Below are 22,221 nucleotides of genomic sequence, written 5' to 3'. Positions count from 1 at the left end.
AAGTGATAGGTGTCACCTTTACCGTCAATTTTGACCCAGATGTAGTCCTTTCTCATCAATGCGGACATGTTCTGCTGGCACTTTCAATGCAGCTTCAAGATTGGTTCGCGCAGTTTCGCGAAAGTTCTGTTCCAAGGTCGGATTGGGTTTTTGCTGTAACGACAAGCGTGCCACGGCCATGAACGTGCCCACCATGGCAGATTGCTCGTAGAGTTGGCGCTTGTTTGTAGCGGACAGGTTGATATAACCCTGGCTTTGCGTGAGTGCGCCACGCAACTGCGTGACCATTTGGTGAAAACTCGCGTCGGGTACTTCCACATTGCGAAATGCCATGTAGTTACCCGCGATGAAGGCTGCAGTCGCACCGGCAACATCGTTGGCGGGTAGCCCCAGCTTTCGTTCAAGTTGTCGATAGCTGTCGAAGGCTTGAAGGTAGACTTGTTTCATCTGCTCACGCTGCGAAACGGGTAACGCCATGGCCAACTCACGTGCATTGGCTTCCGCCTGTGTTTTGCCATTGGCGCGGGTGATGTTGTCAACACTACTCTTACTGCGCCTTTCGCTTGAGCCTGACTGCCCTGAAAACGGAATAGTATTACCGTTCGGGAACAGCGGCAGGATCAGACCCTGATACATTGCCGGTGGCGGGGGCGGGATGTCATAGGCGTGAGCGGGTAAAGCGGAGACTAACAGTGAGATACCTGCTATCTGCACGTTGCGTCGACTGACAGTCAGCTTCATCGTGGACTCCCCGGGTTGGTGGTTGCTTAGAGCCGCTAACAAAACCCTTCTGTGGTTGTTGTGCAAACTTGTCGTACTCTCGTACTGCCTTCATTTGCACGCCTAACCAGAACCACTTCGCTGGTTTTTGTTAGCGGCTCTTAATGCATATTGATTGGTTGCGCTAGGTACTGTTGAGGCGATGTCAGGGCAAACAGGGCAATGGGTCGTGGTCATGTCTGCCTGGCCTTGTCTATTCACTGGGTTGTCGCTGAGGCCAACAGTGCCTAGGTCTAACTTTTACTCGTGAATTTCAGCCTCGACCAGCTTGGCAAGCAGTGTGAGCGATTCCTGCCAGCCAACGTAACACGATTCCGCCGGGATGATGTCGGGAACCCCTTCCTGCACGATGCTCAGTTCGGTGCCGCAAGACACCTTTTTCAAGGAAATCATCGCGTGCATCTGGCCGGGTAAATTAGGGTCGTCGAATTGATCGGAATAGCGGATGAGTTCACCAGGAACCAATTCAAGATAAGTGCCGCCGAAAGAGTGACATTGACCAGTAGTGAAGTTGGTAAATGACATCTTGTAAGTGCCGCCTACTTTGGCATCCAGATGATGGATCTTGCCAGTAAAGCCGTTGGGTGGCAGCCATTTGACCATTGCTTCGGCATCAAGGAAGGCACGATAGACGCGCTCTGGCGGGGCGCGAAGTACACGATGAAGCCGAATGGTGGTTGAAGCCATGATTTCTTCTCCTTTTCATGTGTCATAGTCGCTGACTGTGCTACTGGCTTGATGATGAACCAGCGATTCAACAGATTTGATGAAACAGCCCGCTGGGTGACAGATTGCTACAGGGCTCTACCAATGAGGATATGCGTGGTATGTGGTGTGGCAACGTGTTCAATACACCGATACCCAAGCGATGGTATGTCAATGTCGCCAAATAGGTTTTCCCCACGGCCAAGCAGTACAGGTGCAATGGCGAGGTGCATTTCGTCAACCAAGCGTGCACGCAGATACTGCTGAATGGTAGCGATACCGCCGCCAAGGCGTACATCCAAGCCGTTTGCAGCCTGTTTGGCTTGCTCCAGTGCGGCATGGATACCATCGGTCACAAAATAGAATATGGTACCGCCATCCATGGTAATGGGCGCGCGTGGATAGTGTGTCAACACAAAGACTGGCACATGATACGGTGGATTGTCGCCCCACCAGCCACGCCAGTCATCGTCCAGCCATGGCCCGCGGATGGGGCCGAACATATTGCGACCTAGTATCCAGGCACCAATATTGTGAAACCCGCGGATGGCGAAATCATTGTCGATACCAGTTGTTCCACCTTCACTGCCGAGCACGCGCTGCTGAAATGTCTGAGTCGTGAAGGCCCATTGGTGGAGGGCAGTTCCTCCTATACCCAGCGGGTTATCGATACTTTGATCTGGCCCTGCACCGTAGCCATCGAGTGAAACGGTGAAACTCTCAACACGAAGCCGGGACATGCTGTCTCCTTGATTGTCGAGATACGGGCCTCACAAATAGGCCGAATCAATTGCTGTTGCTTCGCCGTTATTTTTTCGCAGTGGCGAAATAATGTGCAACGATGGCGTTGGCGTGACCATGACCCATGTTATGTTCGGTTTTCAACCAATTCACCATTTCCATGTGTTTTATGTCTTTAAATTGATTTATCAGGCCAAGCCAGTGGTCTATCGGCTTTCCATACTTCTTTTCTATGGAAGGAAAGTATGAGGCTGGTCCTTTGATTTTTTCTAATGTTGTCATCAATTTAGTCCTGAATATCTTGTTTGGGTGATAAAAATGCGGCAGCCGGTCTTATATTTCCATGTCAGCCAGCGATCAAGTACTGCAAGGAGGTGGCATGGGGTAGCCTATCTGTCCTGTGCTGCAAACTCAAAAGCATTGACTGGAATGCCGTAGTAAATATTGTATTGAATGCACTGTAACAATATGGGTATCAATCGGTCACGATTTTGTTTTTTTGATGTCAATCATGGCGATTAATGAATGATGAGTCAACCTGAATAAATTAAATATAATTTATTGTGAATATTTGAATGTAATATTTCATCAGGTTCGATAGATTATTTGTACATGGTCGTAATAGGAAACTGACACCAGAACATTGATTTAATCATTACGCCAACACATAAAAATCCATTTACATGTGAAATTGCACAACCATCTCGCAGAGAGTGTCAGTGTTTTCCATATCGGAACGGCCTGACAAGCAGGGAATAGGCAAGCGGTGCATATTGGGTCTTGTTCGATTGGGTGATCGCGGTGGCGCGTGACCAGGCGGTTTGTCAAACGTCGCCTCGCAGTGCTGTTCCAGCGCCTGAATACAATCATGCAGGTTGGGCGCCTCATGGGTGTTCAGGATATGGGAGCCCGCTTAGGTTGTCATTGCACAGGTGGAGTGGGTGATTATCACGTGTGATCACCAGTACTTCAATCCATGTCCGATGCGGACGCAGCTAAAGTTGCATCCCTGATGGCGGCAACCACCAGCCCCGCTTCGGTGAACTGGGGGAAGTGACCACTCCGCATGGCCATCCACTGTTTGCCTTGTGGTGATAGTTTGACCAAGGACTGCTGATGTTTCGTTCGGGCTGCGAGTGCATCATTGGTGGTCGCCCAAGCCATGGCAGGTTTACCACCGGTTAGCACAATCAGCGGGATGGCAGGAAAGGATGGTGCGTGTGCCAAGGCTGATACGGTCGTTTGTACCTGCTGGGTTTCCGCATGAGGGTCAATAGGCGCAATTCTGTTTAGCAGCGTACGGACCCATCGCTGAATCGCATGCTCGTGCAGGGCAAGGTCGGCAACGTCATCGGGTGCTGTGGCTTCGATCAGTACTACAGCGGCGATCTCTTCCGGGTGTAATCGGGCAAAAAGATTCACGATCAACCCGCCTAGCGAATGACCCACCAGAAGGTATGGCGGAGGCAGACGTGCCGCCTGCAGAGTCGCTCGTAACGTGTCGACCATTTGCAGGCCGGTTTGCGGAAGCTGCGGTTTTGCACTGCCGCCAATACCGGGCCGGTTATAGGCGAATATCCTGGCAAATCCGGCGATGTCCCCAAACACCTTGTGCCAACCCTCAATTGGCCCACCTGCGCCGTTGACTAACACCACGGTGGCGACTCCTGTGCCAGCTACTACGTATTCGATGACTTCACCATTGGCTGTCAACGTCTGTTTGGGTGGGAAACGGTACATGCTGTTTAGCCTCTAAATGAATGGATATCCCATGCTGGCAGTGATGCGGTGCAGTCGGTCTGCACTATCTCATTTCCAAACCACGGTAATCACGCCAGAAGTGTTGTCTCTTCGAAAATGTATTCGAATACTTGAGCGACCTGGGTATCTTTCTCTGTACCTGGCCAGTCTTTTTGGTTCAACCTAGAAACGGCAGTTGACCGCTTGCGCGCTTGGCCAATGAAGCTGCCGTGCGTCGTTTCGAGGATGTCCAACTACCGTTTCTAGGTTGAACCCATCAAATAGCGACAGCCCCCAACAATTGCTCGCAGGGGTGTTGGTCGTGCCTACGTGACGGCCCGGCACGATTACGTTGGTGATCGGCGATGGCCGCGGCTCCACAGCCAACTTCATTGCCCGTGGTTACATGCTGCTTACATCGTACCGCACCTCATGCGCCTCGGTCGGCAGCACGACTTCCCAGCGGTACAGCATCCGTTCAATCCCAGCGTTGGACAAGCTGGTATCGCGTTTGCGATTGCGCTCGAACAGCACGGCCGGTGGTTGTTCCAGATACACCACCTTGACGGTCGCCCCATAGGCAAACAGCAAATCCAGCGTCTTGGCACGCATTTGCCGGGACAGGTGTGTGGCGTTCCAGACAAAGGGTCGTTGTGTCCGCAGGTGTGTTTTGGCCAGATCGGTAGCCCAATGTGCGGCCTGGCCGTCGTTTTCTCCGTGCTTGAGACCCAGCGAGGTACGCGCGTCATCGAAGCTGACGACTGGCAAATCCGGGTAATACTTGCGTACCCAACTATCCTTGCCGGAAGCCGGCAGGCCACACAGCACGATAACTTGTGAACCCGCATCACGGTGGTACACATAATCGGGGTGTACGTCGCCACCGTTGAAGTAACGTTGACGTGTCCAGACATCGGCAAAGGCACGTGGTTGGTCGTAGCATTGTTCCTCACGGGCCAGTTCCCGGAACAGTTCGATATTGACCAGCGTCTCCGCTTGATCCGTGCAGATGCGGCCACGCATGTCGGCTTCAGCCAGTAAAGCCAGTTCGCTGATCATCAATTCGTGGGATAACTTGCGCACCAGAAACTCCGGCGAGTGTCCGCTGCGGCTTCCCTTTAGTGCGTAAAACGGAATCTGGTGCACGGCAATCAATCGGCAGATGGCTTCCCGCAACGCAAAGGGTACTCCGCTGCGCCAGAGCAGGATGCGGGTATCGACTGCACCACGGCTGGAGTGGCCTGGCTGACCAATGGCACCGGTGAGCCGGTCCACAGTGGTGGTGGCCGGTTTGGCGACATCATGTAGCAGGGCGGCATAGAACAATACAAATTGCCGTTCCGGCGTGGTCGATTGATATTCGGCATGAGCCAACAAGGCTTCCAGTACCATTTGCGTATGCGTCCATACGTTCCCTTCCGCGTGGTAACGCGGGTCTTGCGGCGTCGTCGCCAGCCGCTTCAGTGGCGGAATGACTTCCAGCAGCTGAGGCCAGTCTGGCGAGCTGACGCCGGTTGGTACCAACTGTTGCAGTATGGAATAGGGTGCACAGATCAATCGTTGCGGTGTTTTCAGACTGGCCAAGTGCGCATCGGTCAACATGGCGGACAAATCGTGACTCATGATGTCCTCCCGGCTGGTTTGACAGGTATCGTAACCTGGCTGGTGGTGGGCCAAGCGTGGGTCAGGCTGGGGGCAAACAGATCCACTCCTGTGGCCAGCTGGTTGGCGATGAAGGGTTGTTCTGCATGGTGCACAGCAGATTCCAGAATCGCCTGAACAAAATCCGGCCGTACCCATTTGTAACGGGCAACCGTCTGACCAGCTTCTTCCACTTTGATGTACAGGCCTTCGGCCAGTTCAGAACGATCTGTCTGCTGCCACGCTTTGGCCAGTTCAAGTCGTTCTCGTTGTACTTGCTGTTCGAATACCTGCTGCCAGCCTGTGTGTCGAGCCAAGGATGGCTGCAACAACGCGATCAGGTCAGACAACTTGTGCGGTGCAATACCAGCATAGAGTACAGGTACCGCCAGTACTGGTAAGCCATACAGCAACTGCTGGCGCGCGGGTGTGGACAGGAAGCACTGCTTCGCCCGGTCCCAGATATCGAATTCCAGAAAGTAATGCGGCAACGTGTTGTAGAACATGGCGTGCTTTTTGTGCATCCACTCACCAAACATCACATAGCGGTCATCCAGTACATTGATCAGTCGGTGCTCATGGGCCACTGCCCATTGCTTGTACAGATTGAACTGGCGTTCCCGGCCTCCTCCAGTCAAATAATGTCCCCGACTTTGCAGCAGCAATTCGCCGCCGGCGGAGAAGCTCAGTCCGGCGTTACCGCCATCTAGTTTTTCCTCTACCACGATATAGCGACCGGCCAGACTGGTATAAGGCAGTTGGTTGTCGCCTTCGTCACCGGCCTGCAGGCGCGAGCCTTCCAGATGGGTGGTGCGGGGGTATTTCAATAGCTCAAGGTTGATGATTTCAAGAGAATTGGGTTTCATGGTCTTGCTCCGAGTTGAATAAATTCGGAGCCGACGACAACGGCGCGCCCGCGCGGGCTGGTTCGAATGCGGATGCGTGAAATGGAGCTTGAATGTTCAAAGTGTCCACTGCATGACAGAGATGCGCGAGCGCGCCATACGACTCTGCAATGCAGGTGTCGTCGGCTATCAATGGGGGATGGCGACGATACGGGGCACTTTGGGTCTCCTTTGAGAGATATTTCAGTTGAAAACAGGCTGGGCAGTTTAATCAGCTTGCACAGACCATGTCAACGACATGAATGATGGCAGCTAAAAATCAGCGGGCACGTTTGCCATGCACATTGGCATAGACCGCCTGCAATTTCGGCAGGTCAACATCAACATTGCCTGTGGGCTCAAAGGGGGGAGAGATACCGGCCGTCTTGCGAGGGAAATCAATATAGGCGGGTACAATCGGCACCTTGGCTTGATGGGCGATCCAGTAGAAACCAGTTTTCCACTGCGCAACATGCTTGCGAGTACCTTCAGGTGCCAGGGCAATGGCAAAGTGGTCGTGTTCACTGAACGCATGGACCGTGCGTCGTACCAATTGCCCAGGTTGGCTGCGGTTGACTGGAATGCCCCCCAGCCATCGCATCAAGCCGCCAAACGGAAAACGGAATAATGTGTGCTTACCCATCCATCGCACCTGGATGCGAAAGGCCATCACAAACAGCAAGCCGACGACAAAATCCCAATTGCTGGTATGTGGAGCGACGATCAGTACATATTTGGGCGTGACGGGCACCTGGCCTTCCAGGTGCCAACCGGTCAGCTTCAAGATCGTCCTGGCCATTGCGCCAAAAGCGGTGCCCAGCACTGGGGTATCTAAAATTGTGCGCATGGCTTCGAATGAAAAACAGGCCGACAATGCGGCCTGTGTAATACTGTCAGGTTGTTACCGCTTGGTAGCCGCCTGAAGTTCAATCAACCGACGTTTATCGCCTTCCGCTTTTTGCTTGACCTCAACCTTGTCCTGTTCACGCGCTTTGATCAGTGCGTCGATTCGGGTCAGTTCAGACTGATCACGTTTGATATCGTCCAGAATATCTTGTGGCACTGGGCGCTTCAGCTTCTCCAACCGGCCAATCTGCTTGTTGGCCTCGACAATATGCTGTTCGACCGTTTTGCGACGCAGCTGGGAGGACTTGATTTCGGCATCGATCCCTTCAAGCGCACGGTCACGTACCAAGTCAACCTCTTCGGGCTTGGTATAGGTTTTCAATAGCGCATTGTCACGGCGTCGTTGTTCAAGCAGTTTCTGTTCCTCGCTGCGTTGAGCGGCTTTGGCTTCCTGCTCGGCTTTCAGGACTTCGGGGTTTTTGACTACGACACCACCACGGTTCAATTCTGATGGGGCCGTTTTGGCTTCCTGTGGTAGTGGGGGCTTGTCGCTATAGTGTACTTTACCCTTCTCATCCACCCATTTATAGGTGGTGCCGGCCGTAACGGTGGGCACGAGCAGCGCCGATATCAAACCGGCAACGAGAAACTGACGCATCAATGGACTCCGTATTCCGCACGGTAGCGGGCTACCGCGTCAAGGTGGCTTTTCATGGCGGGCTGGGTTTCCAGGAAGCCGACCAGATCATCCAGCGAGGCAATACTGATGACTGGAATGCCATACTCCAATTCAACCTCTTGTACTGCAGACAACTGGCCTTTGCCGCGCTCCATGCGATCCAGTGCAATCACCACACCGGCAGGTTTGGCGCCTGCATCTTCGATCATGTTGACGGATTCACGCACCGAGGTACCGGCCGAAATCACATCATCAATGATCAAGACATTACCTTTCAATGGGGCGCCAACCAATGTGCCGCCTTCACCGTGATCCTTTGCCTCTTTTCGATTATAGGCAAATGGAACATTCTGGCCACGATCCGCCAATGCAATGGCGGTACCTGCTGCGAGAGAGATGCCTTTATAGGCTGGTCCAAACAGCACATCGAACTGAACTTCGGAAGCCCGGATGGCATCAGCATAGAACCGCGTCAATCTGGCCAGCGACAAACCGTCATGAAACAAACCAGCATTGAAGAAATAAGGAGATAGCCGACCCGCTTTGGTTTTGTATTCGCCAAATAGCAACACCTGTTGTTCGATGGCGAACTGGATGAAATCGGTACGAAAATCGCTCATGGCAAGACTCTGATAATTAGTATTCTATGAAATAGCATAGCATAGGGCGCGCAATCGACCATACATGCTTTACACTCGCCTTTTCACATGAATGCAGGATGATCGATGCGTATCGTTTCCGCTAATTTGAATGGTATCCGTTCCGCTGCCAATAAGGGATTTTTCGACTGGCTGCCTGCTCTGGCTGCCGATGTCATTTGCTTGCAGGAATTGAAGGCGCAAGATGCCGACCTGACTGAATTGATGCAGCAGCCACACGGTATGAAAGGTTTTTTCCACTGTGCCGAGAAGAAAGGCTATAGCGGGGTGGGTATCTATGCACGACGTGAGCCGGATCAAGTGATTGAGGGCCTGGGTATTGTCGATATTGATGTGGAAGGCCGTTACCTGCGTGCGGACTTTGGCAACTTGACGGTGATTTCACTGTACCTGCCATCCGGCTCAAGCTCGGAAGAGCGCCAGCAGATCAAATTTAGTTTTATGGAGCGTTTCTATCCTCACTTGCAGGAGCTGATTGTGCAGGGACGGGACATAGTCTTGTGCGGTGACTGGAATATTGCCCACAAAGAAATCGATCTGAAGAACTGGAAGGGTAATCTGAAGAACTCAGGCTTTCTGCCGGAAGAACGAGCATGGATCACACAGGTATTCGACGAACTGGGCTGGGTAGATGTGTGGCGCACATTATATCCTGAGGCGCCAGGTTATACTTGGTGGTCAAACCGTGGCCAAGCCTATGCCAAGGATGTGGGCTGGCGCATCGATTACCAGATTGCTACCAAGGCGCTGGCGACAAAGGCAAAGTCAGGTTCCATCTACAAGGAGGTAAAGTTCTCCGATCATGCGCCGCTGATCGTCGATTACGACTATCCGTTCTGACATAGGCAAGGGTGTGAAATGTTTTTGCACCCTGTTCAATCATCGGCCAGTGGGCCTGGTATGGGCGTATCCAACCGATTGACCTCTTGGCGAAGCCACACCAACATCACCAGGCCAGGTACCGCCAGCACAACTGACAGTACGAAGAAATTCGGCCAACCGATGGATTCCGACAAGACACCGGATAGTGGGCCTACCCACACTCGACCTACCGCAGCAAATGCGGAGAGCAAGGCATACTGGGTAGCGGTAAAACGCTGATTACATAGTGCCATCAAGAAGGCGACGAATGCACTGGTACCCATGCCTCCGGTAATGTTCTCGACGGCAACAGCTGACAGCAGCAAGTAATCGACCTCTGACGCCTGTTTCAGTGATACGATTACCCAGTCGAATGGCGGTAATTCAAAGCTGCCCCAGGCCCCTTTGCCGAGCACGGCAACCAGATAGAAACCAAAATTCGATACTAGTTGCAGCACTCCAAACAGCATTAATGAGCGGAACAAGCCCAGCCAAGTCATCAATAAACCGCCGATCAGTGCGCCAATAATGGTCAGCCAGATGCCGATAACTTTGTTGACCACACCTACCTCTGCAGTGGAAAAGCCCATGCCTTTGATCAGGAAAGGTGTAGTGAGTGAGCCGGCGAAGGCGTCGCCAAGCTTGTAAAGGATGATGAATAGCAAGAACGCTGCCGCACCGGGTTGCGAAAAGTAGCTGGCCAGCGATTGGTTCAGTGTTTCGAAGCGGGCCAGCTTGGCGGCCATCCAGCCTAGCGGTAGCGTGATGGCGATTCCGAACATCAGGCTGATCAGATCGGCCCACTTCTTGGCATTGGCAGGTAAACCATTGGTGGCGGGGTCCGGTGTAACCAAACTGGACAGGAGCTGTTTGGCGAGCACGGGCCCGATATGACTGGTGAGTTGATAACCTGCCACTACTGCCAACAGAACTGCAAGAAATCCGATTACGTCGTGATGGGCGATGGTACGCGGTGGTGTGGCTGAGTCCGGCACAGAAGGTAAAGCCAGTAAAGACACTGCAGCAGCGGCAAGCATGATGCCAGACATCAGGCTATACACCTGTGGCCAGCTCCAACCAAAGCCTTGCGCCGCATCTACCCAGATCAATGAGATGCCGCCTGAAAGAATCATTGCCAACCGATAGCCAAATACAGACAACGATGATCCAAAGCCGCGTTCATTAGGTTTCAGAACATCGGTGCGATAGGCATCGATTACCACGTCTTGCGATGCCGACAAAAATGCGACGCCTACCGCAATCAACGCAAACAAAGTGGTATCTGCTTTGGGTGGGTGGGCGGACAAGAGCGCCAACGCACCTGCCAACGCCAATTGCGTAATCACCAGCCAGCCTCGGCGCCGACCGAGAAGTGGCGGCTCAAAGCGGTCCATCAAAGGAGCCCATAGAAACTTGAAGGTGTAAGGCAGACCTACCAGGCTCAGAAAGCCGATGGTAGCGATATCGATGCCATCCACCGTCAACCAGGCCTGCATCGCTTGTCCCGTTAGCGCAATCGGCAATCCAGAGGCAAAACCGAGCGCAAAGATGATCAACATACGATGGAAAGAGGCGATATGGGCTGACGTCATGGTGGTGAATTCAGTGGGGTAGGCGGTTGACGGCTGGATGGCATGGTAAAAGCCGCTAATGAAACCCTTCTTTTGTTGTGCAATCGGGTCATACCTTTGTACGTACTGTCTTTGTTTGCACTGCTTACCAGAAGCGCTTTGCTGGGATTTGCTAGCGGCACTAAGTATTGAAGTGTAAAGACTGCCATGCCATTGGCGGATGCAGCATACCGGTTTATCTTGCCGGGCCGCAACCATGCGGTGTGACACAGGGCGTTATGAAATGTTTCGGTAAATTTTCAATAGATGTAACGATATTGCCACTGCCAGATAAGTCAGCAGGTCTGAGGATAAGCTCAAGATCAAGGTCTGATGCCGCATGTACGGATGTTTAATGAATTGGGATTGGTTGCCAATATTCACAAAATCGCTGTCTATAATGAACCGACTTGACCTGAACACTCGATTGGAGAAGCCATGCTTATTCGGACTGAAAGATTCGACAGCAGGATTCGGATGATCCTTGCTGGGCACTTTACATTTGATGCATACCGCGAGTTCAAGAGTCAGTACACCCCACTAGTGGATAACGACGATTTTACCGAGTTGGAAATCGATCTCGGGCATGTGGAGTATCTGGATAGCTCGGCGTTGGGCATGCTGTTGCTGCTGCGTGAACGCTTGCATGACAAGACGGTAGTGCTGTCGAATGCGAAGGGGACCGTAAAACAGGTGTTGGAGGTCGCTAATTTCCATCATCTTTTCACCATGCGTTAACCTGTGTTTGGCTTATCCAGCAATGCTCGGATGGTTGCCAGTTGCCCAGATGACGCAGTGCCTTGTTTGGCAGACAGGTCACAGGCGACTTGTCCGAGCAGACGATAGATTGCGGCAACCTTGGGAAGTTGCTGATCAAGTACTGCAAGGTGCGCCACAATCACCGTCGTATCACCTCTTGCGATGGGCCCAGTCAGCCCTTTGACGGTACCAAGTTGCTGCATATTGCTCAATGTGCCTTGCAATAGTGGTAACAGCGCAGTCATCGCCGCCGCACGTGGCAAACCGGCCCGTTCGAAACATTGCAAGCTGGTTTCCAGCAAGGCCACCAGATTGTTACAGCCTTGGACAGCTGCTGCGTGGTACAGCGTCTTTTGTGCCGCGAGCAAGGTGAAGGGATGACCACCCACTGCAGTGATCCATTGAGTCAAGGTGGAAACTGCTACAGCATCTCCCTCTATGGCACAGTAGGTGCCAGGAAACCGCGCCAGTGCGCTGTCAGGTTCGGCAAAGCTCATGAGTGGGTGCAAGCTGGCCAGCTTGACGTTGTCTACCCATGGGGCAGACAACCTGTCCGATGCTTGTGAACCGGACAGATGAAGGATCGTATTACCTGGCCGCACTCGGGCAACATGGGCCAGCTGGCTGGCCGTATTGCCGAGTTGGTCATCAGGCGTAGCAATCAACCAATAATCAGCAGGGGGTAATTGGGCAATGTGCTCAACCGCCAACCCAGAACCCAGCCAGTTGATTGCTGCCTGGGTGGACGCGAGGGTACGGTTGTACACGCCACCTAGTGTCACCAACTGATGTTGCAGCAACAATCGGGCTATGACTCGGCCTGCCCGCCCTGCACCTATGATGTTGAGAACGGGTTGGGTCATGACTGGGCGGCGGCGAATTTGGCCGCAAGGATTTCTGACTCCAGTGTGATGGTCTGCCCATTGTCTTCCTTGATAGCTTCAAGCAGGTTCCAGGCGACGGCTTGTACAGGAATCGGCCGATAACGAGCCAGGCTGCCGCGCAGCAAGCCTGACAGCAATTTGCCCAATACCAGCCCAATCCGTTCGCCTAGGCGAAACTCGTGCCGAGCACCGGCAAGCAATGACGGCCGCACCACGACTAGGCGGTCAAAGGCCAAGGCAACCAGAGCTTTCTCCAACTGGCCTTTTGTACGCAGGTAGAAATTCGGCGATTGAGCGTTGGCCCCCAGTGACGAGATCACTGCAAACCGGTGGATGCCATTCATCTTGGCCATCATGGCAAGTTGCAACGGATAAAAATAATCCACGGTCTTGAAACGGGCTTCGCTGCCTGCTTGCTTGATGGTGGTGCCCAAGCAACACAACACTGCGTCGGCATGCAGTTGGCTTCGGTAGTGCTCCAGCTCGTTGAAATCAATCGTGAGTTCGGACAGTTTCGGGTGCTGAATGCCTAACGGCTGGCGCACCCAGACGATTACCCGCTCGATTACCGGGTCTTCCAGGGCAAGATCAAGTAAGGCGCGGCCGGTCAGGCCGCTGGCGCCGACGATCAGAATCGTTTTGATGGGGTACATGGGCTAACAATAAACGAGCTGCCCCGCAAAATAAATGCGGGGCAACGAAAATAAACGGGTGACTTCACCGTGAAGTCGCCAAGGGTGGTCAGGGCCTACGAATGCGATAGATGGCCAAGCTACCGAACAGGTTGGGCATGATGTCCACATCGACACCATTGTGCAGCACGACCCGATCCAGTAGATGAATACCACGTGCCTCACAGAAGAACTCGAAGTCCCGAATGGTGCATAAGTGAATATTGGGGGTGTTGTACCACTCGTAAGGGATGGTTTCCGATACTGGCATGTGGCCCTGGAAAATCTGTAAGCGGTTCTTCCAATAGCCGAAATTGGGGAACGTGACGATGGCTTCGTGACCGACGCGTAGCATTTCTTCCACCACCTGTTCGACATGGCGCATTGATTGTAGTGTCAGCGATAACACCACAAAGTCGAAGGAGTCTGATTCGAAGCCGGCCAGGCCACTGTCCAGATCATTCTGAATCACATCTACGTTGTTGGCTACGCAGGCAATGACGTTGGCGACATCGATTTCCACACCGTAACCGCTGACCTGCTTGGTATCGCGTAAATGAGCCAGCAAGGCACCATCACCACAACCCAAATCCAGTACGCGAGTATCAGGTTTGATCCAGTTGGCAATACGCAATAGGTCGGGGCGTAACTTGTTGGAGGCCTGTCGTCTCATGCGGCACACTCCTTGGCGATTTTGGTCATGTAGGCGCGCATCAGATCGTGATAAGGCTTGTCGTCCATCAGGAATGCATCATGGCCATGGGCAGATTCGATCTCCGCGTAACTGACGTGCTTTTTCGCATCCAGCAAGGCTTTAACGATTTCTTTGGAGCGGGCGGGTGAGAAGCGCCAGTCACTGGTGAAGGAAATCACCAGAAACTTGGCAACAGCGTGCTCCAGTGCTTTGGTCAGACTATGGCCATAGTGGCGTGCCGGGTCGAAGTAATCCAACGCTTTGGTCATGATCAGGTAGGTATTGGCGTCGAAAGTGCCGGAGAAACGATCCCCTTGAAAGCGTAGATAACTTTCGATTTCAAATTCGACATCAAAGCCGTATTTGTATTCACCTGAACGCAGCATACGGCCGAATTTTTCGCCCATGCCATCATCTGATAGATACGTAATATGCCCCAACATACGTGCCAGCCGCAGGCCGCGCTTGGGAACAGTGTTGTGTTCGTAGAAATTTCCGCCGTGGAAGTCTGGGTCGGTCAGAATCGCTTGGCGTGCTACATCATTGAAAGCGATGTTCTGCGCGGTCAACTTGGGTGCCGATGCAATCACAATGCTGTGCCGGATCCGATCGGGGAAACTGATACTCCAGCGTAGCGCCTGCATGCCGCCCAGACTGCCACCGATTATCGCGGCCCATTGCTGAATGCCCAGATAATCCGCCAAGCGTGCCTGTGCGTTGACCCAATCTGCCACCAGGATCAATGGGAATGTCGCACCGTAAGGTTGACCAGTTTCCGGATTGGTAGACGACGGCCCAGTGGAGCCATGGCATCCTCCCAGATTGTTCACCCCCACCACGAAAAAGTGGTTCGTATCGATTGGTTTGCCGGGACCGATCATGTTGTCCCACCAACCTGGATACTTATCATCCAACTTGTAACGGCCCGCCACGTGATGGGTACCGGATAGGGCGTGGCAAATCAGGATGGCATTGCTTTTGTCCGCATTCAGGCGGCCATAGGTCTCATAGACCAGATCATAAGCCGGTAGGGTGGCACCGCTCATCAAGGTCAGCGGTTGATCGAAATGCGCCTGCTGAGCAGTGACGATACCGACAGAATTGGGTTCGGCCATATTGTATTGGGCTGGATGATGAAAGGGTGGGTCGCGAAATTATATAGTGATTTTGCAGGGAATGTGGCTAGGTGCTTGCCATAGCGGCTACATCCGGATCAAATAACGCTGTTCCAACTTTCTTGTGAAATGGTAACCAGATGATCCGCTCGCTTTTTAAGCCTGCTTTGCTTGCTGTATGTCTGCTGCCTGCTGTTACTCGGGCGGCGGATGATCCCAACCTGTGGCTGGAGGAGGTCACGGGTGAAAAAGCCCTGAAATGGGTCGAGGATCGTAATGCTACCTCATTGAAGGAGTTGACTGGAAAACCCGAGTATGCCCCTTTGAATGACAAACTGTTGTCCATTCTGAATTCGAAGGCACGTATTCCTGCAGTGCAGAAGATCGGTGATCATCTTTATAACCTGTGGCGCGATGAACAGCATTCGCGCGGCTTGTGGAGACGTACTTCGCTAGCAGAATACAAAAAAGCTGAACCAAAGTGGGAAACGGTACTGGATCTGGATGCCGTTGCCAAAACCGAGGGTGAAAATTGGGTATGGCACGGTGCAGATTGTCTGCAACCCAAGGGGCAACGTTGTCTGATTGCCCTGTCCAGAGGGGGGGCCGATGCGGATGTGGTCCGTGAGTTTGATACTGTCAGCAAGACTTTCTTGAAGGATGGCTTTACCCTGCCAGAATCGAAAGGCTCGGCAACCTGGGTTGATCAGAATACATTGTTTGTCTCACGTGATTTCGGTGAAGGTAGTCTGACCGATTCAGGCTATCCCCGTATGGTGAAGCTGTGGCAGCGTGGCAAGCCACTAACCCAAGCTACGATGCTCTATGAGGCCAAACAAGACGATATGTCGGTCGGTGCAGGGAAGGATTTCACCCCAGGTTATGAGCGTGAGCTGATTACCCGTGCTGTTACCTTCTATACCAACGAACAATACTTGCGTGGCAAGAATGGTAAGTTGATCAAGCTGGATAAACCAGACGATGCCACAGCAACACCAATGCGTGATCAGATTCTGATTGAGCTTCGTTCGGCGTGGAACGTGGGCGGGCAAACCTATCCGCAGGGGGCGCTGATTGCCATGAATTTCACCCGCTTTCTGAAAGGAGAGCGGAAATTCGAGATTCTGTTCGAGCCGGGGCCACGTAAATCACTTGATGGCTATAGCCCAACCAAGACGGCCTTGCTGATCAATGAGCTGGATAACGTCAGAAATCGCGTATATGAGCTGAAGCATGTTGCTGGTAAATGGCAGCGTCGTGCTGTTGATTTACCAGCCTTTGGTGCGATCGGCATTAGTCCGATTGATTCAGTCAAATCAGATGAATACCTGGTCAGCCTCACAGACTTCACCACACCGACCACATTGTACTTGGGCCGTGTTGGCAGCAATGAGCGAGAACAGCTGAAGCAATTGCCTGCTTTCTTTGACGCACAGGGTGTCAAAGTTGCCCAGCAGGAAGCAACGTCGAAGGACGGAACCAAAGTACCGTACTTTCTAGTGATGCGTGAAGGTACCAAGCTGGATGGCACTAATCCGACCATTCTGTATGGTTATGGCGGATTTGAGGTGTCATTGAAACCCAGTTATGCAGCCAATATGGGCGCAAGCTGGTTGACAAAAGGTGGGGTTTATGTGCTGGCCAATATTCGTGGTGGTGGCGAATTCGGACCAAGCTGGCATCAAGCTGCGTTGAAGGAGAGCCGTCAGAAAGCCTATGACGACTTTATTTCGGTGGCAGAGGACCTGATTGCAAGCAAGATTACGTCCCCAGCCCACCTGGGCATCATGGGGGGCAGTAATGGTGGTCTGCTGGTTGGCGCCGTGATGGTACAGCGTCCAGACCTGTTCAAGGCAGTAGTGTGTCAAGTGCCATTGCTGGATATGCTTCGCTTCAACAAGCTGTTGGCGGGTGCATCATGGATGGGTGAATATGGTGACCCCGACGACGCCAAGCAGTGGGATTTCATCTCCAAGTATTCCCCTTATCAAAACGTCAAGGCTGGTATGAAATACCCTCGCACATTGTTTACCACCTCGACACGTGATGACCGAGTACACCCGGGCCATGCCCGTAAGATGGTGGCTAGAATGATGGAGCAGGGCCATGATGTGTTGTACTGGGAAAATACCGAAGGTGGGCATGGTGGTGCTGCCAATACCGCACAGCAAGCCAAGATGTGGGCGTTGACCTATACCTTCCTGTTGGGTGAGCTGAAGTAATTTCATACCTGCTCGGGGGCGATGGCTTGCTTGAGCATGCTGTTGTTGCTCAACGCTATCTAAGACCATGAAACAGAAACGCGATGCGGACATGCCGCATCGCGTTTTTATTGTACTGTGCGTTGTAACTTGACCGTGGCACGGGCTTTGGCTGATCTTTCCCGCCAAGTGTGCCAAATGCGGACACCCAGCAACACTGCCAACACCGTTGCATAGATAGTGGGTTCGGTCACATCCAGTTTTACCAACCACCAGTAATGTAATACCCCCAGTATCCCAATCAAGTAAACCGCCTTGTGTAGTCGTCCCCATTGTCGACCCAGGCGTTTCATCATGCCGTTGGTCGAGGTAATGGCCAATGGCAGCAACAGCAGCCAGGCGGTAATGCCGACCGTAATGAAAGGGCGTTTGACGATATCTTTTATGATAGCGGCTGGATCGAAAAACTGATCCAGCCATAGATACGTTGTCAAATGCAGGCTTGCATAAAAGAATGCAAACAGCCCGAGCATGCGTCGCAGCCTTAGCAGCCAGTTCATGCCTGTCAGACGTCGTAATGGGGTTACGCTCAAGGTCGTCAGTATGGCGACCAAAGTCCAGGTACCGGTTGAGCGGGTAATGAATTCAATGGGGTTGACTCCCAAGCCATCGATGAATGCCAGTATCACCAGTCGCCCAAGTGGTATCAGGCAAATCAGAAACAGCATCACCTTGGTGATGCGCAAGCTCATTGTGGAAAGTTGCACAGGTAGCATCGTATACAACCTCATTTTTACCAGCGGCCAGAATGCTGCATGATGTTAATTGGTAACAGTCGGATAATGTCAGTTCAATTGCCGTGTCGCGATGTGCTCTGGCTTGTCAGTAAGACAACGCAAAACATGAAAAATACCCATCGGCACCGATTTGTTATCTGCTACGGAATAGTCTTGTGGCAGTGAGTCAGGATTGTGTCAATCTGACTAGCGTTAGTCGCCAGTGGTGACATTATCTTTCAGATTGGATGTGGTTTTTCCGTGATGGCTTCGGCTAAGTGGTGATAGGGGCTAATGGGAGTATTGCTGTTCTGACGGTAGGGTTGACGTTCGAGTCAGTGCCAAGCTGATGCTCAAGTCGTATCACAAAACAAACGGGCTCTCATTTCTGAGAGCCCGCTATTGGCTGAATAGCTACCGTGGTAGTTGATTCAGCAAGAGACTGCCTTCGATGACATCAACCTGCTTTACCGAGCTTGTCCTTGACACGGTCTGCGCGGCCGGCAGCATCCGGATGGCTTGACATCATTTTGTCAAAGAAGGAGGAATTACCCCCCATCTTGGCCAATTTGCGGAAAGCAGTTTCCATGGCCGCTGCTTTATATTTATATTTCTTCATAAATTCGAGGCCGTAATCGTCGGCTTGCGTCTCCTGGCTCTGGGAGAACTGATTGTTTACCAGTGCTTCAGTCAGCGCACCTAATTGCGAATCAGCCAGATTACCAACCACCCCACCGGCACTGGAGGCTGCTTTGCGGCCTGCCGAGGCAACATAGGCGGTACGCAGTGCATTCAGGCTATGACCATGCTTGACGTGGCCGATTTCGTGGCCAATGACGCTCAACAGCTCGTCATCAGTCATCAGATCCATCAAACCTGCATAAACGCGGATGCTGCCATCAGGCGCTGCAAAGGCGTTGACTTCCTTGGTCAGGTAGACCTTGAAATTCAGCTTCATGCCATCTTCGTTTTGATGCTTGGCAATCAAGCGGGCAAGACGCTTGGCATATTTGTTTTTCGGGGGGGGCAACCTGTGCCTGTTTGTCCGAATAAGCCATTTGCTGGGCGGATACGCTCTTCAGTTCAGCATCCGAGACGGTCGCTGCATTTAGCAGATCGCCTGCCGCGCTTACACGGTTTTCACCTTTACCTGCGCCGGTACCACCCAGCGAGCTGAGTGCACCTGCAACGGATCCGGAAGAATTACCTGTACCTTGGCTGCCATCGGTTGCGCAACCAGTCAAAGCGATTGCCACCATGGCTGCAAGTAGTGGGGATTTGAACATGTAGTACTCCTGCAAATTTGCAAACAAACGATTTGGAATCAATGGGAACCAACTTGGCTGTCGATGAGATAGAAAACGCCGTAACAGTAAAAGACGCCGCTGAACCTCTATCGAAGACCCATCGTGAAAATACGAGCAGCTAACAAAACCAACTGACTGAAGCATGGTTGCCAGTAACACATTCGGCAAGGTGGTTTTGTTAGCTGCCCCAACCCTTGAAGCATGCCGATCCGACATACTGAAAGTTCGAAAGCCCAATAGCATACTTTAAATCGAATCTATTGTGCAAGACGTTTTGTTTAGACTTTTCATAGTGTTAAGCTGATATTTATAGTGAGATTTCAAAGTGGATTATGCGATTTTTAACATCTTAACGATGTTAATCAATGTAGGCTGATGTGGAAGGGTGGTGGCTATAGCCTGTGATATCAAGGCGACAGGGGGATATGTGGTTACGCCAGGAGCAAACTGTCATCGGTGTGAAATCAGGTGTTCCAGAAAAACAACAGGACGCATCATCGCGTCCTGTTGACTCAAACAATTCGCCGTGTTGTTGGCGTATGGCCAATCTACTTGGCCAATTTACCCAGTGATTCTTCAATGTTCGGCATAATCTCAGCCAGTGGTTTGCGGGCAATATCACCTGCCTTGACGTTGTTGCGTTTCATCAAGTCAGCCACCAGCAGCCATCCGGCATAGACCGTGGGTTTGCTGACACCTTCTACCGTGACGGATTTTGCCTTCAACGAGCTTTTCACCGCCTTGATGATGTCGCTTTTCTTGGCTTCCAACGTTTTCAATTCAGCATCGGTCAACCCCAGGCTGGCGGCATCACTCAGGTTGGGTACGGCAGCTTTGGTGACATGAGCTGCAATGCCTTCCAGCAACATACTATCAACGACGGTTTGTGGGCCGTTTGGCAGCATCCCCTTCATGTGTTGATACAGTGTCCGCGAGATTTCACGTGGTAATTGGATGGTTCGTTCATCTGCAGGTTGTTCCAGTGGCAAGTAAAGCTGGATTGCCTTGCCATCCGTGTTCGACCAGACCCCACCTTCGAACATGCCCACATAGGTCACGAATTCAAAGGTGACGGGTTTATCCAGATACAGGTTTTGAACAACCGAACTAAACACGTTTTGCGGGCTGGGCTGCAAACCATTGAAGCCGCCACGGATCGAGTCGATTACGCCTGCATAACGTGGATAGACTGTTTCCAGTCGATCTTGTGGCTTGGTGTTGGATGGTGTGGCGTAGTCATAAAAGAAGCGCCACACTACCCAGCGGCGATCGGCATTGGAGGGGGCCTCCTTGACGGTAGTGTCATAGAAGGCAACGAATTTTGGGGTAGTGTCGCGAACAGATAGATTGATCTGGACAGACGGAGCCTTGTCGGCCCAGGCTGGCATCGCCATTAATGTGGCCAACAGGCCACTTAGAATATGCTTGCGCAAAGTGCTCTCCTCTCCTCATGGGACGAACATAATCAGGGCGCGAAGTACATTCGCGCCCAGAGCTTAGCCGTCCGTTTGATTTGAAGGGCAGTATTCCGCACGATTGCGGGCCGCACTCGGTACGGCCAAGCTTCAGGAAAGCGGAATAGTATCAGTGGCCTTTGAGCGCGTATATCCCCGGAGCATTGCGCCAGTAGCCTTTGTAGTCCATGCCACAGCCAAACAGAAAACGGTCTTCCACTTCAACACCAACAAAATCAGCTTTCATACCAGGGCGCGCCTTGCGGTCATGTACTTTGTTGACGAGTACGGCGGACATCACTTCCTTTGCACCTTCCTCAAAGCAGTGGTCCATGACCGCGGCCAGTGTCGTACCGACATCCAGGATGTCGTCGATGACCAGCACAGTACGGCCACGCATGTCCTGCGTGGGGCGAACACGCCAATCGAGGTAATTGCCATTGATTTCATGGCCATAACGAGTGGCATGTAGGTATGCAACTTCCAGCGGGAAATTCAGCTTCGAGATCAAACGGCCGGCGATGATCAGGCCACCATTCATCACGCAGTAAACCAACGGGTTGGCATCGGCCAGCTTGGCGGTAATGGCCTCGGCCATATCGTCGAGGGCTGCTTCGATTTCCGCCGGTGATACCAGGCAGTCGGCTTCAGCGTAGGCGCGTTTGATTTCGTCCAGGTTCGTCGACATGTCTCGAGTCTTTCACAAAAAAGGCGCAAGGCTATCACTTTGGTGAATTTTGGCAAGTGTGCAAACTACTTGTTTTGCATTGCGATATCAGCGACTTGGATAAGAATTGGGCTGATACGACCATTTTGGGATCTGTTCATTATAAGGGATACGTGTGGTGGTGATGTTAACTGGTTTAACTATGTAAGCCGATGATATATTTGATTTTATATGGATTGGAAAGCGTTTTCAGTAGAAGTGTCTGGAAGGGTGAGCCATGCCAATTTGTCGGATTTTCAAGGGAAAGAGTGGAATATTGCTTAAAATAGCGCATAGGGCAGCACCGACTCGATTCGGCGAGCGATCTGGCTGCTTGATCTGAGCTTTCACGACAATGATTGCACAGTGGGTGGTGGTGTATCCCTGGTGCTGAAGCACGGATGACATACATGCCACCGGCTGGTATCGGGCCTTTTTCTGCCCCACAACAACGAACCCCATTTTCAGGAATCTCGCGGACGCATGGCACCGATTGTGTGGCGCGTTG

23 protein-coding genes are annotated in these 22,221 nt (G+C 52.3%); 3 read left to right on the top strand and 20 right to left on the bottom strand.

Features of this window, described 5'->3' with window-relative positions:
• Positions 1 to 24 precede the first annotated feature (24 nt).
• From FFS57_RS04410 to pyrE, 10 genes are all read right to left on the bottom strand, one after another.
• The gene (locus tag FFS57_RS04410; RefSeq protein ID WP_137936549.1) at positions 25 to 741 is read right to left on the bottom strand and encodes a DUF6683 family protein; all 717 of its coding nucleotides are present in this window, start codon (positions 739 to 741) and stop codon (positions 25 to 27) included.
• A 279-nt stretch (positions 742 to 1,020) separates the two neighbouring features.
• A complete protein-coding gene (locus FFS57_RS04405) occupies positions 1,021 to 1,467 on the bottom strand; it encodes an SRPBCC family protein (protein WP_137936548.1) in 447 nt (148 codons plus the stop codon).
• A 107-nt stretch (positions 1,468 to 1,574) separates the two neighbouring features.
• Entirely contained in the window at positions 1,575 to 2,225 is a 651-nt protein-coding gene (locus FFS57_RS04400; RefSeq protein WP_137936547.1) for a dihydrofolate reductase family protein, read from the bottom strand.
• A 67-nt stretch (positions 2,226 to 2,292) separates the two neighbouring features.
• Positions 2,293 to 2,508 carry a DUF4287 domain-containing protein gene (locus FFS57_RS04395; protein ID WP_137936546.1) on the bottom strand — a complete coding sequence of 72 codons (216 nt, stop codon included), beginning with the start codon at positions 2,506 to 2,508 and terminating at the stop codon, positions 2,293 to 2,295.
• A gap of 687 nt (positions 2,509 to 3,195) precedes the next feature.
• A complete protein-coding gene (locus FFS57_RS04390) occupies positions 3,196 to 3,966 on the bottom strand; it encodes an alpha/beta fold hydrolase (protein WP_137936545.1) in 771 nt (256 codons plus the stop codon).
• Positions 3,967 to 4,368: 402 nt separating this feature from the next.
• The gene (locus FFS57_RS04385) at positions 4,369 to 5,568 is read right to left on the bottom strand and encodes an AAA family ATPase (protein WP_249383881.1); all 1,200 of its coding nucleotides are present in this window, start codon (positions 5,566 to 5,568) and stop codon (positions 4,369 to 4,371) included.
• A gap of 17 nt (positions 5,569 to 5,585) precedes the next feature.
• The gene (locus tag FFS57_RS04380) at positions 5,586 to 6,473 is read right to left on the bottom strand and encodes an RNA ligase family protein (protein ID WP_137936543.1); all 888 of its coding nucleotides are present in this window, start codon (positions 6,471 to 6,473) and stop codon (positions 5,586 to 5,588) included.
• A gap of 298 nt (positions 6,474 to 6,771) precedes the next feature.
• On the bottom strand, positions 6,772 to 7,338 hold the full coding sequence (locus FFS57_RS04375; protein WP_137936542.1) for a lysophospholipid acyltransferase family protein: 567 nt from the start codon (positions 7,336 to 7,338) through the stop codon (positions 6,772 to 6,774).
• Between the two features lie 54 nt (positions 7,339 to 7,392).
• Positions 7,393 to 7,995, bottom strand: coding sequence for a DUF4124 domain-containing protein (locus FFS57_RS04370; RefSeq protein ID WP_137936541.1), 603 nt, complete (start codon positions 7,993 to 7,995; stop codon positions 7,393 to 7,395).
• Positions 7,995 to 8,636, bottom strand: coding sequence for an orotate phosphoribosyltransferase (pyrE, locus tag FFS57_RS04365; RefSeq protein WP_137936540.1), 642 nt, complete (start codon positions 8,634 to 8,636; stop codon positions 7,995 to 7,997). Before pyrE ends, FFS57_RS04370 begins: the two co-directional genes overlap by 1 nt.
• Positions 8,637 to 8,741: 105 nt before the next feature.
• Here pyrE and FFS57_RS04360 point away from each other — a divergent pair, with 105 nt between their 5' ends.
• On the top strand, positions 8,742 to 9,515 hold the full coding sequence (locus FFS57_RS04360) for an exodeoxyribonuclease III (protein ID WP_137936539.1): 774 nt from the start codon (positions 8,742 to 8,744) through the stop codon (positions 9,513 to 9,515).
• A 35-nt stretch (positions 9,516 to 9,550) separates the two neighbouring features.
• Here FFS57_RS04360 and FFS57_RS04355 read toward each other — a convergent pair whose 3' ends face one another.
• Positions 9,551 to 11,128 (bottom strand): AmpG family muropeptide MFS transporter, encoded by a 1,578-nt coding sequence (locus FFS57_RS04355; RefSeq protein ID WP_137936538.1) that lies wholly within the window; start codon positions 11,126 to 11,128, stop codon positions 9,551 to 9,553.
• Between the two features lie 456 nt (positions 11,129 to 11,584).
• Here FFS57_RS04355 and FFS57_RS04350 point away from each other — a divergent pair, with 456 nt between their 5' ends.
• Complete coding sequence (locus FFS57_RS04350) at positions 11,585 to 11,884, top strand: STAS domain-containing protein (protein ID WP_137936537.1); 300 nt, start codon at positions 11,585 to 11,587, stop codon at positions 11,882 to 11,884.
• Here FFS57_RS04350 and FFS57_RS04345 read toward each other — a convergent pair.
• The 4 genes from FFS57_RS04345 to metX all read right to left on the bottom strand — a co-directional run bounded on the left by FFS57_RS04345 (position 11,881) and on the right by metX (position 15,269).
• On the bottom strand, positions 11,881 to 12,768 hold the full coding sequence (locus FFS57_RS04345; protein WP_137936536.1) for a Rossmann-like and DUF2520 domain-containing protein: 888 nt from the start codon (positions 12,766 to 12,768) through the stop codon (positions 11,881 to 11,883). The genes FFS57_RS04350 and FFS57_RS04345 overlap by 4 nt on opposite strands.
• Positions 12,765 to 13,442 (bottom strand): NAD(P)H-binding protein, encoded by a 678-nt coding sequence (locus tag FFS57_RS04340; RefSeq protein WP_137936535.1) that lies wholly within the window; start codon positions 13,440 to 13,442, stop codon positions 12,765 to 12,767. The genes FFS57_RS04345 and FFS57_RS04340 overlap by 4 nt, the downstream gene beginning before the upstream one ends.
• An 88-nt stretch (positions 13,443 to 13,530) precedes the next feature.
• Complete coding sequence (metW, locus tag FFS57_RS04335) at positions 13,531 to 14,133, bottom strand: methionine biosynthesis protein MetW (RefSeq protein ID WP_137936534.1); 603 nt, start codon at positions 14,131 to 14,133, stop codon at positions 13,531 to 13,533.
• Entirely contained in the window at positions 14,130 to 15,269 is a 1,140-nt protein-coding gene (gene metX / locus FFS57_RS04330) for a homoserine O-succinyltransferase MetX (RefSeq protein ID WP_137936533.1), read from the bottom strand. Before metX ends, metW begins: the two co-directional genes overlap by 4 nt.
• A 140-nt stretch (positions 15,270 to 15,409) precedes the next feature.
• Between metX and FFS57_RS04325 the strand changes: the two genes are divergently transcribed.
• Positions 15,410 to 17,491 carry a prolyl oligopeptidase family serine peptidase gene (locus tag FFS57_RS04325; protein ID WP_137936532.1) on the top strand — a complete coding sequence of 694 codons (2,082 nt, stop codon included), beginning with the start codon at positions 15,410 to 15,412 and terminating at the stop codon, positions 17,489 to 17,491.
• A gap of 107 nt (positions 17,492 to 17,598) precedes the next feature.
• Here FFS57_RS04325 and msrQ read toward each other — a convergent pair whose 3' ends face one another.
• The 5 genes from msrQ to FFS57_RS04305 form a co-directional block, all read right to left on the bottom strand.
• Entirely contained in the window at positions 17,599 to 18,246 is a 648-nt protein-coding gene (gene msrQ / locus FFS57_RS04320) for a protein-methionine-sulfoxide reductase heme-binding subunit MsrQ (RefSeq protein ID WP_137936531.1), read from the bottom strand.
• 457 nt (positions 18,247 to 18,703) lie between these two features.
• Positions 18,704 to 19,204, bottom strand: coding sequence for a M48 family metalloprotease (locus tag FFS57_RS25715; RefSeq protein ID WP_249383876.1), 501 nt, complete (start codon positions 19,202 to 19,204; stop codon positions 18,704 to 18,706).
• On the bottom strand, positions 19,146 to 19,532 hold the full coding sequence (locus tag FFS57_RS25710; RefSeq protein WP_249383875.1) for a hypothetical protein: 387 nt from the start codon (positions 19,530 to 19,532) through the stop codon (positions 19,146 to 19,148). Before FFS57_RS25710 ends, FFS57_RS25715 begins: the two co-directional genes overlap by 59 nt.
• Before the next feature lie 569 nt (positions 19,533 to 20,101).
• Positions 20,102 to 20,986, bottom strand: a complete 885-nt coding sequence (locus tag FFS57_RS04310) for a hypothetical protein (RefSeq protein WP_137936530.1) — start codon at positions 20,984 to 20,986, stop codon at positions 20,102 to 20,104.
• 151 nt (positions 20,987 to 21,137) lie between these two features.
• Positions 21,138 to 21,695, bottom strand: a complete 558-nt coding sequence (locus FFS57_RS04305) for a hypoxanthine-guanine phosphoribosyltransferase (protein ID WP_137936529.1) — start codon at positions 21,693 to 21,695, stop codon at positions 21,138 to 21,140.
• Positions 21,696 to 22,221: the final 526 nt, after the last annotated feature.

Source organism: Chitinivorax sp. B, assembly GCF_005503445.1.
In the GTDB taxonomy this organism is placed as follows: domain Bacteria; phylum Pseudomonadota; class Gammaproteobacteria; order Burkholderiales; family SCOH01; genus Chitinivorax.
The sequence above is the reverse complement of the archived record's forward strand: the minus strand, read 5'-3'. Positions and strand labels throughout refer to the sequence as shown.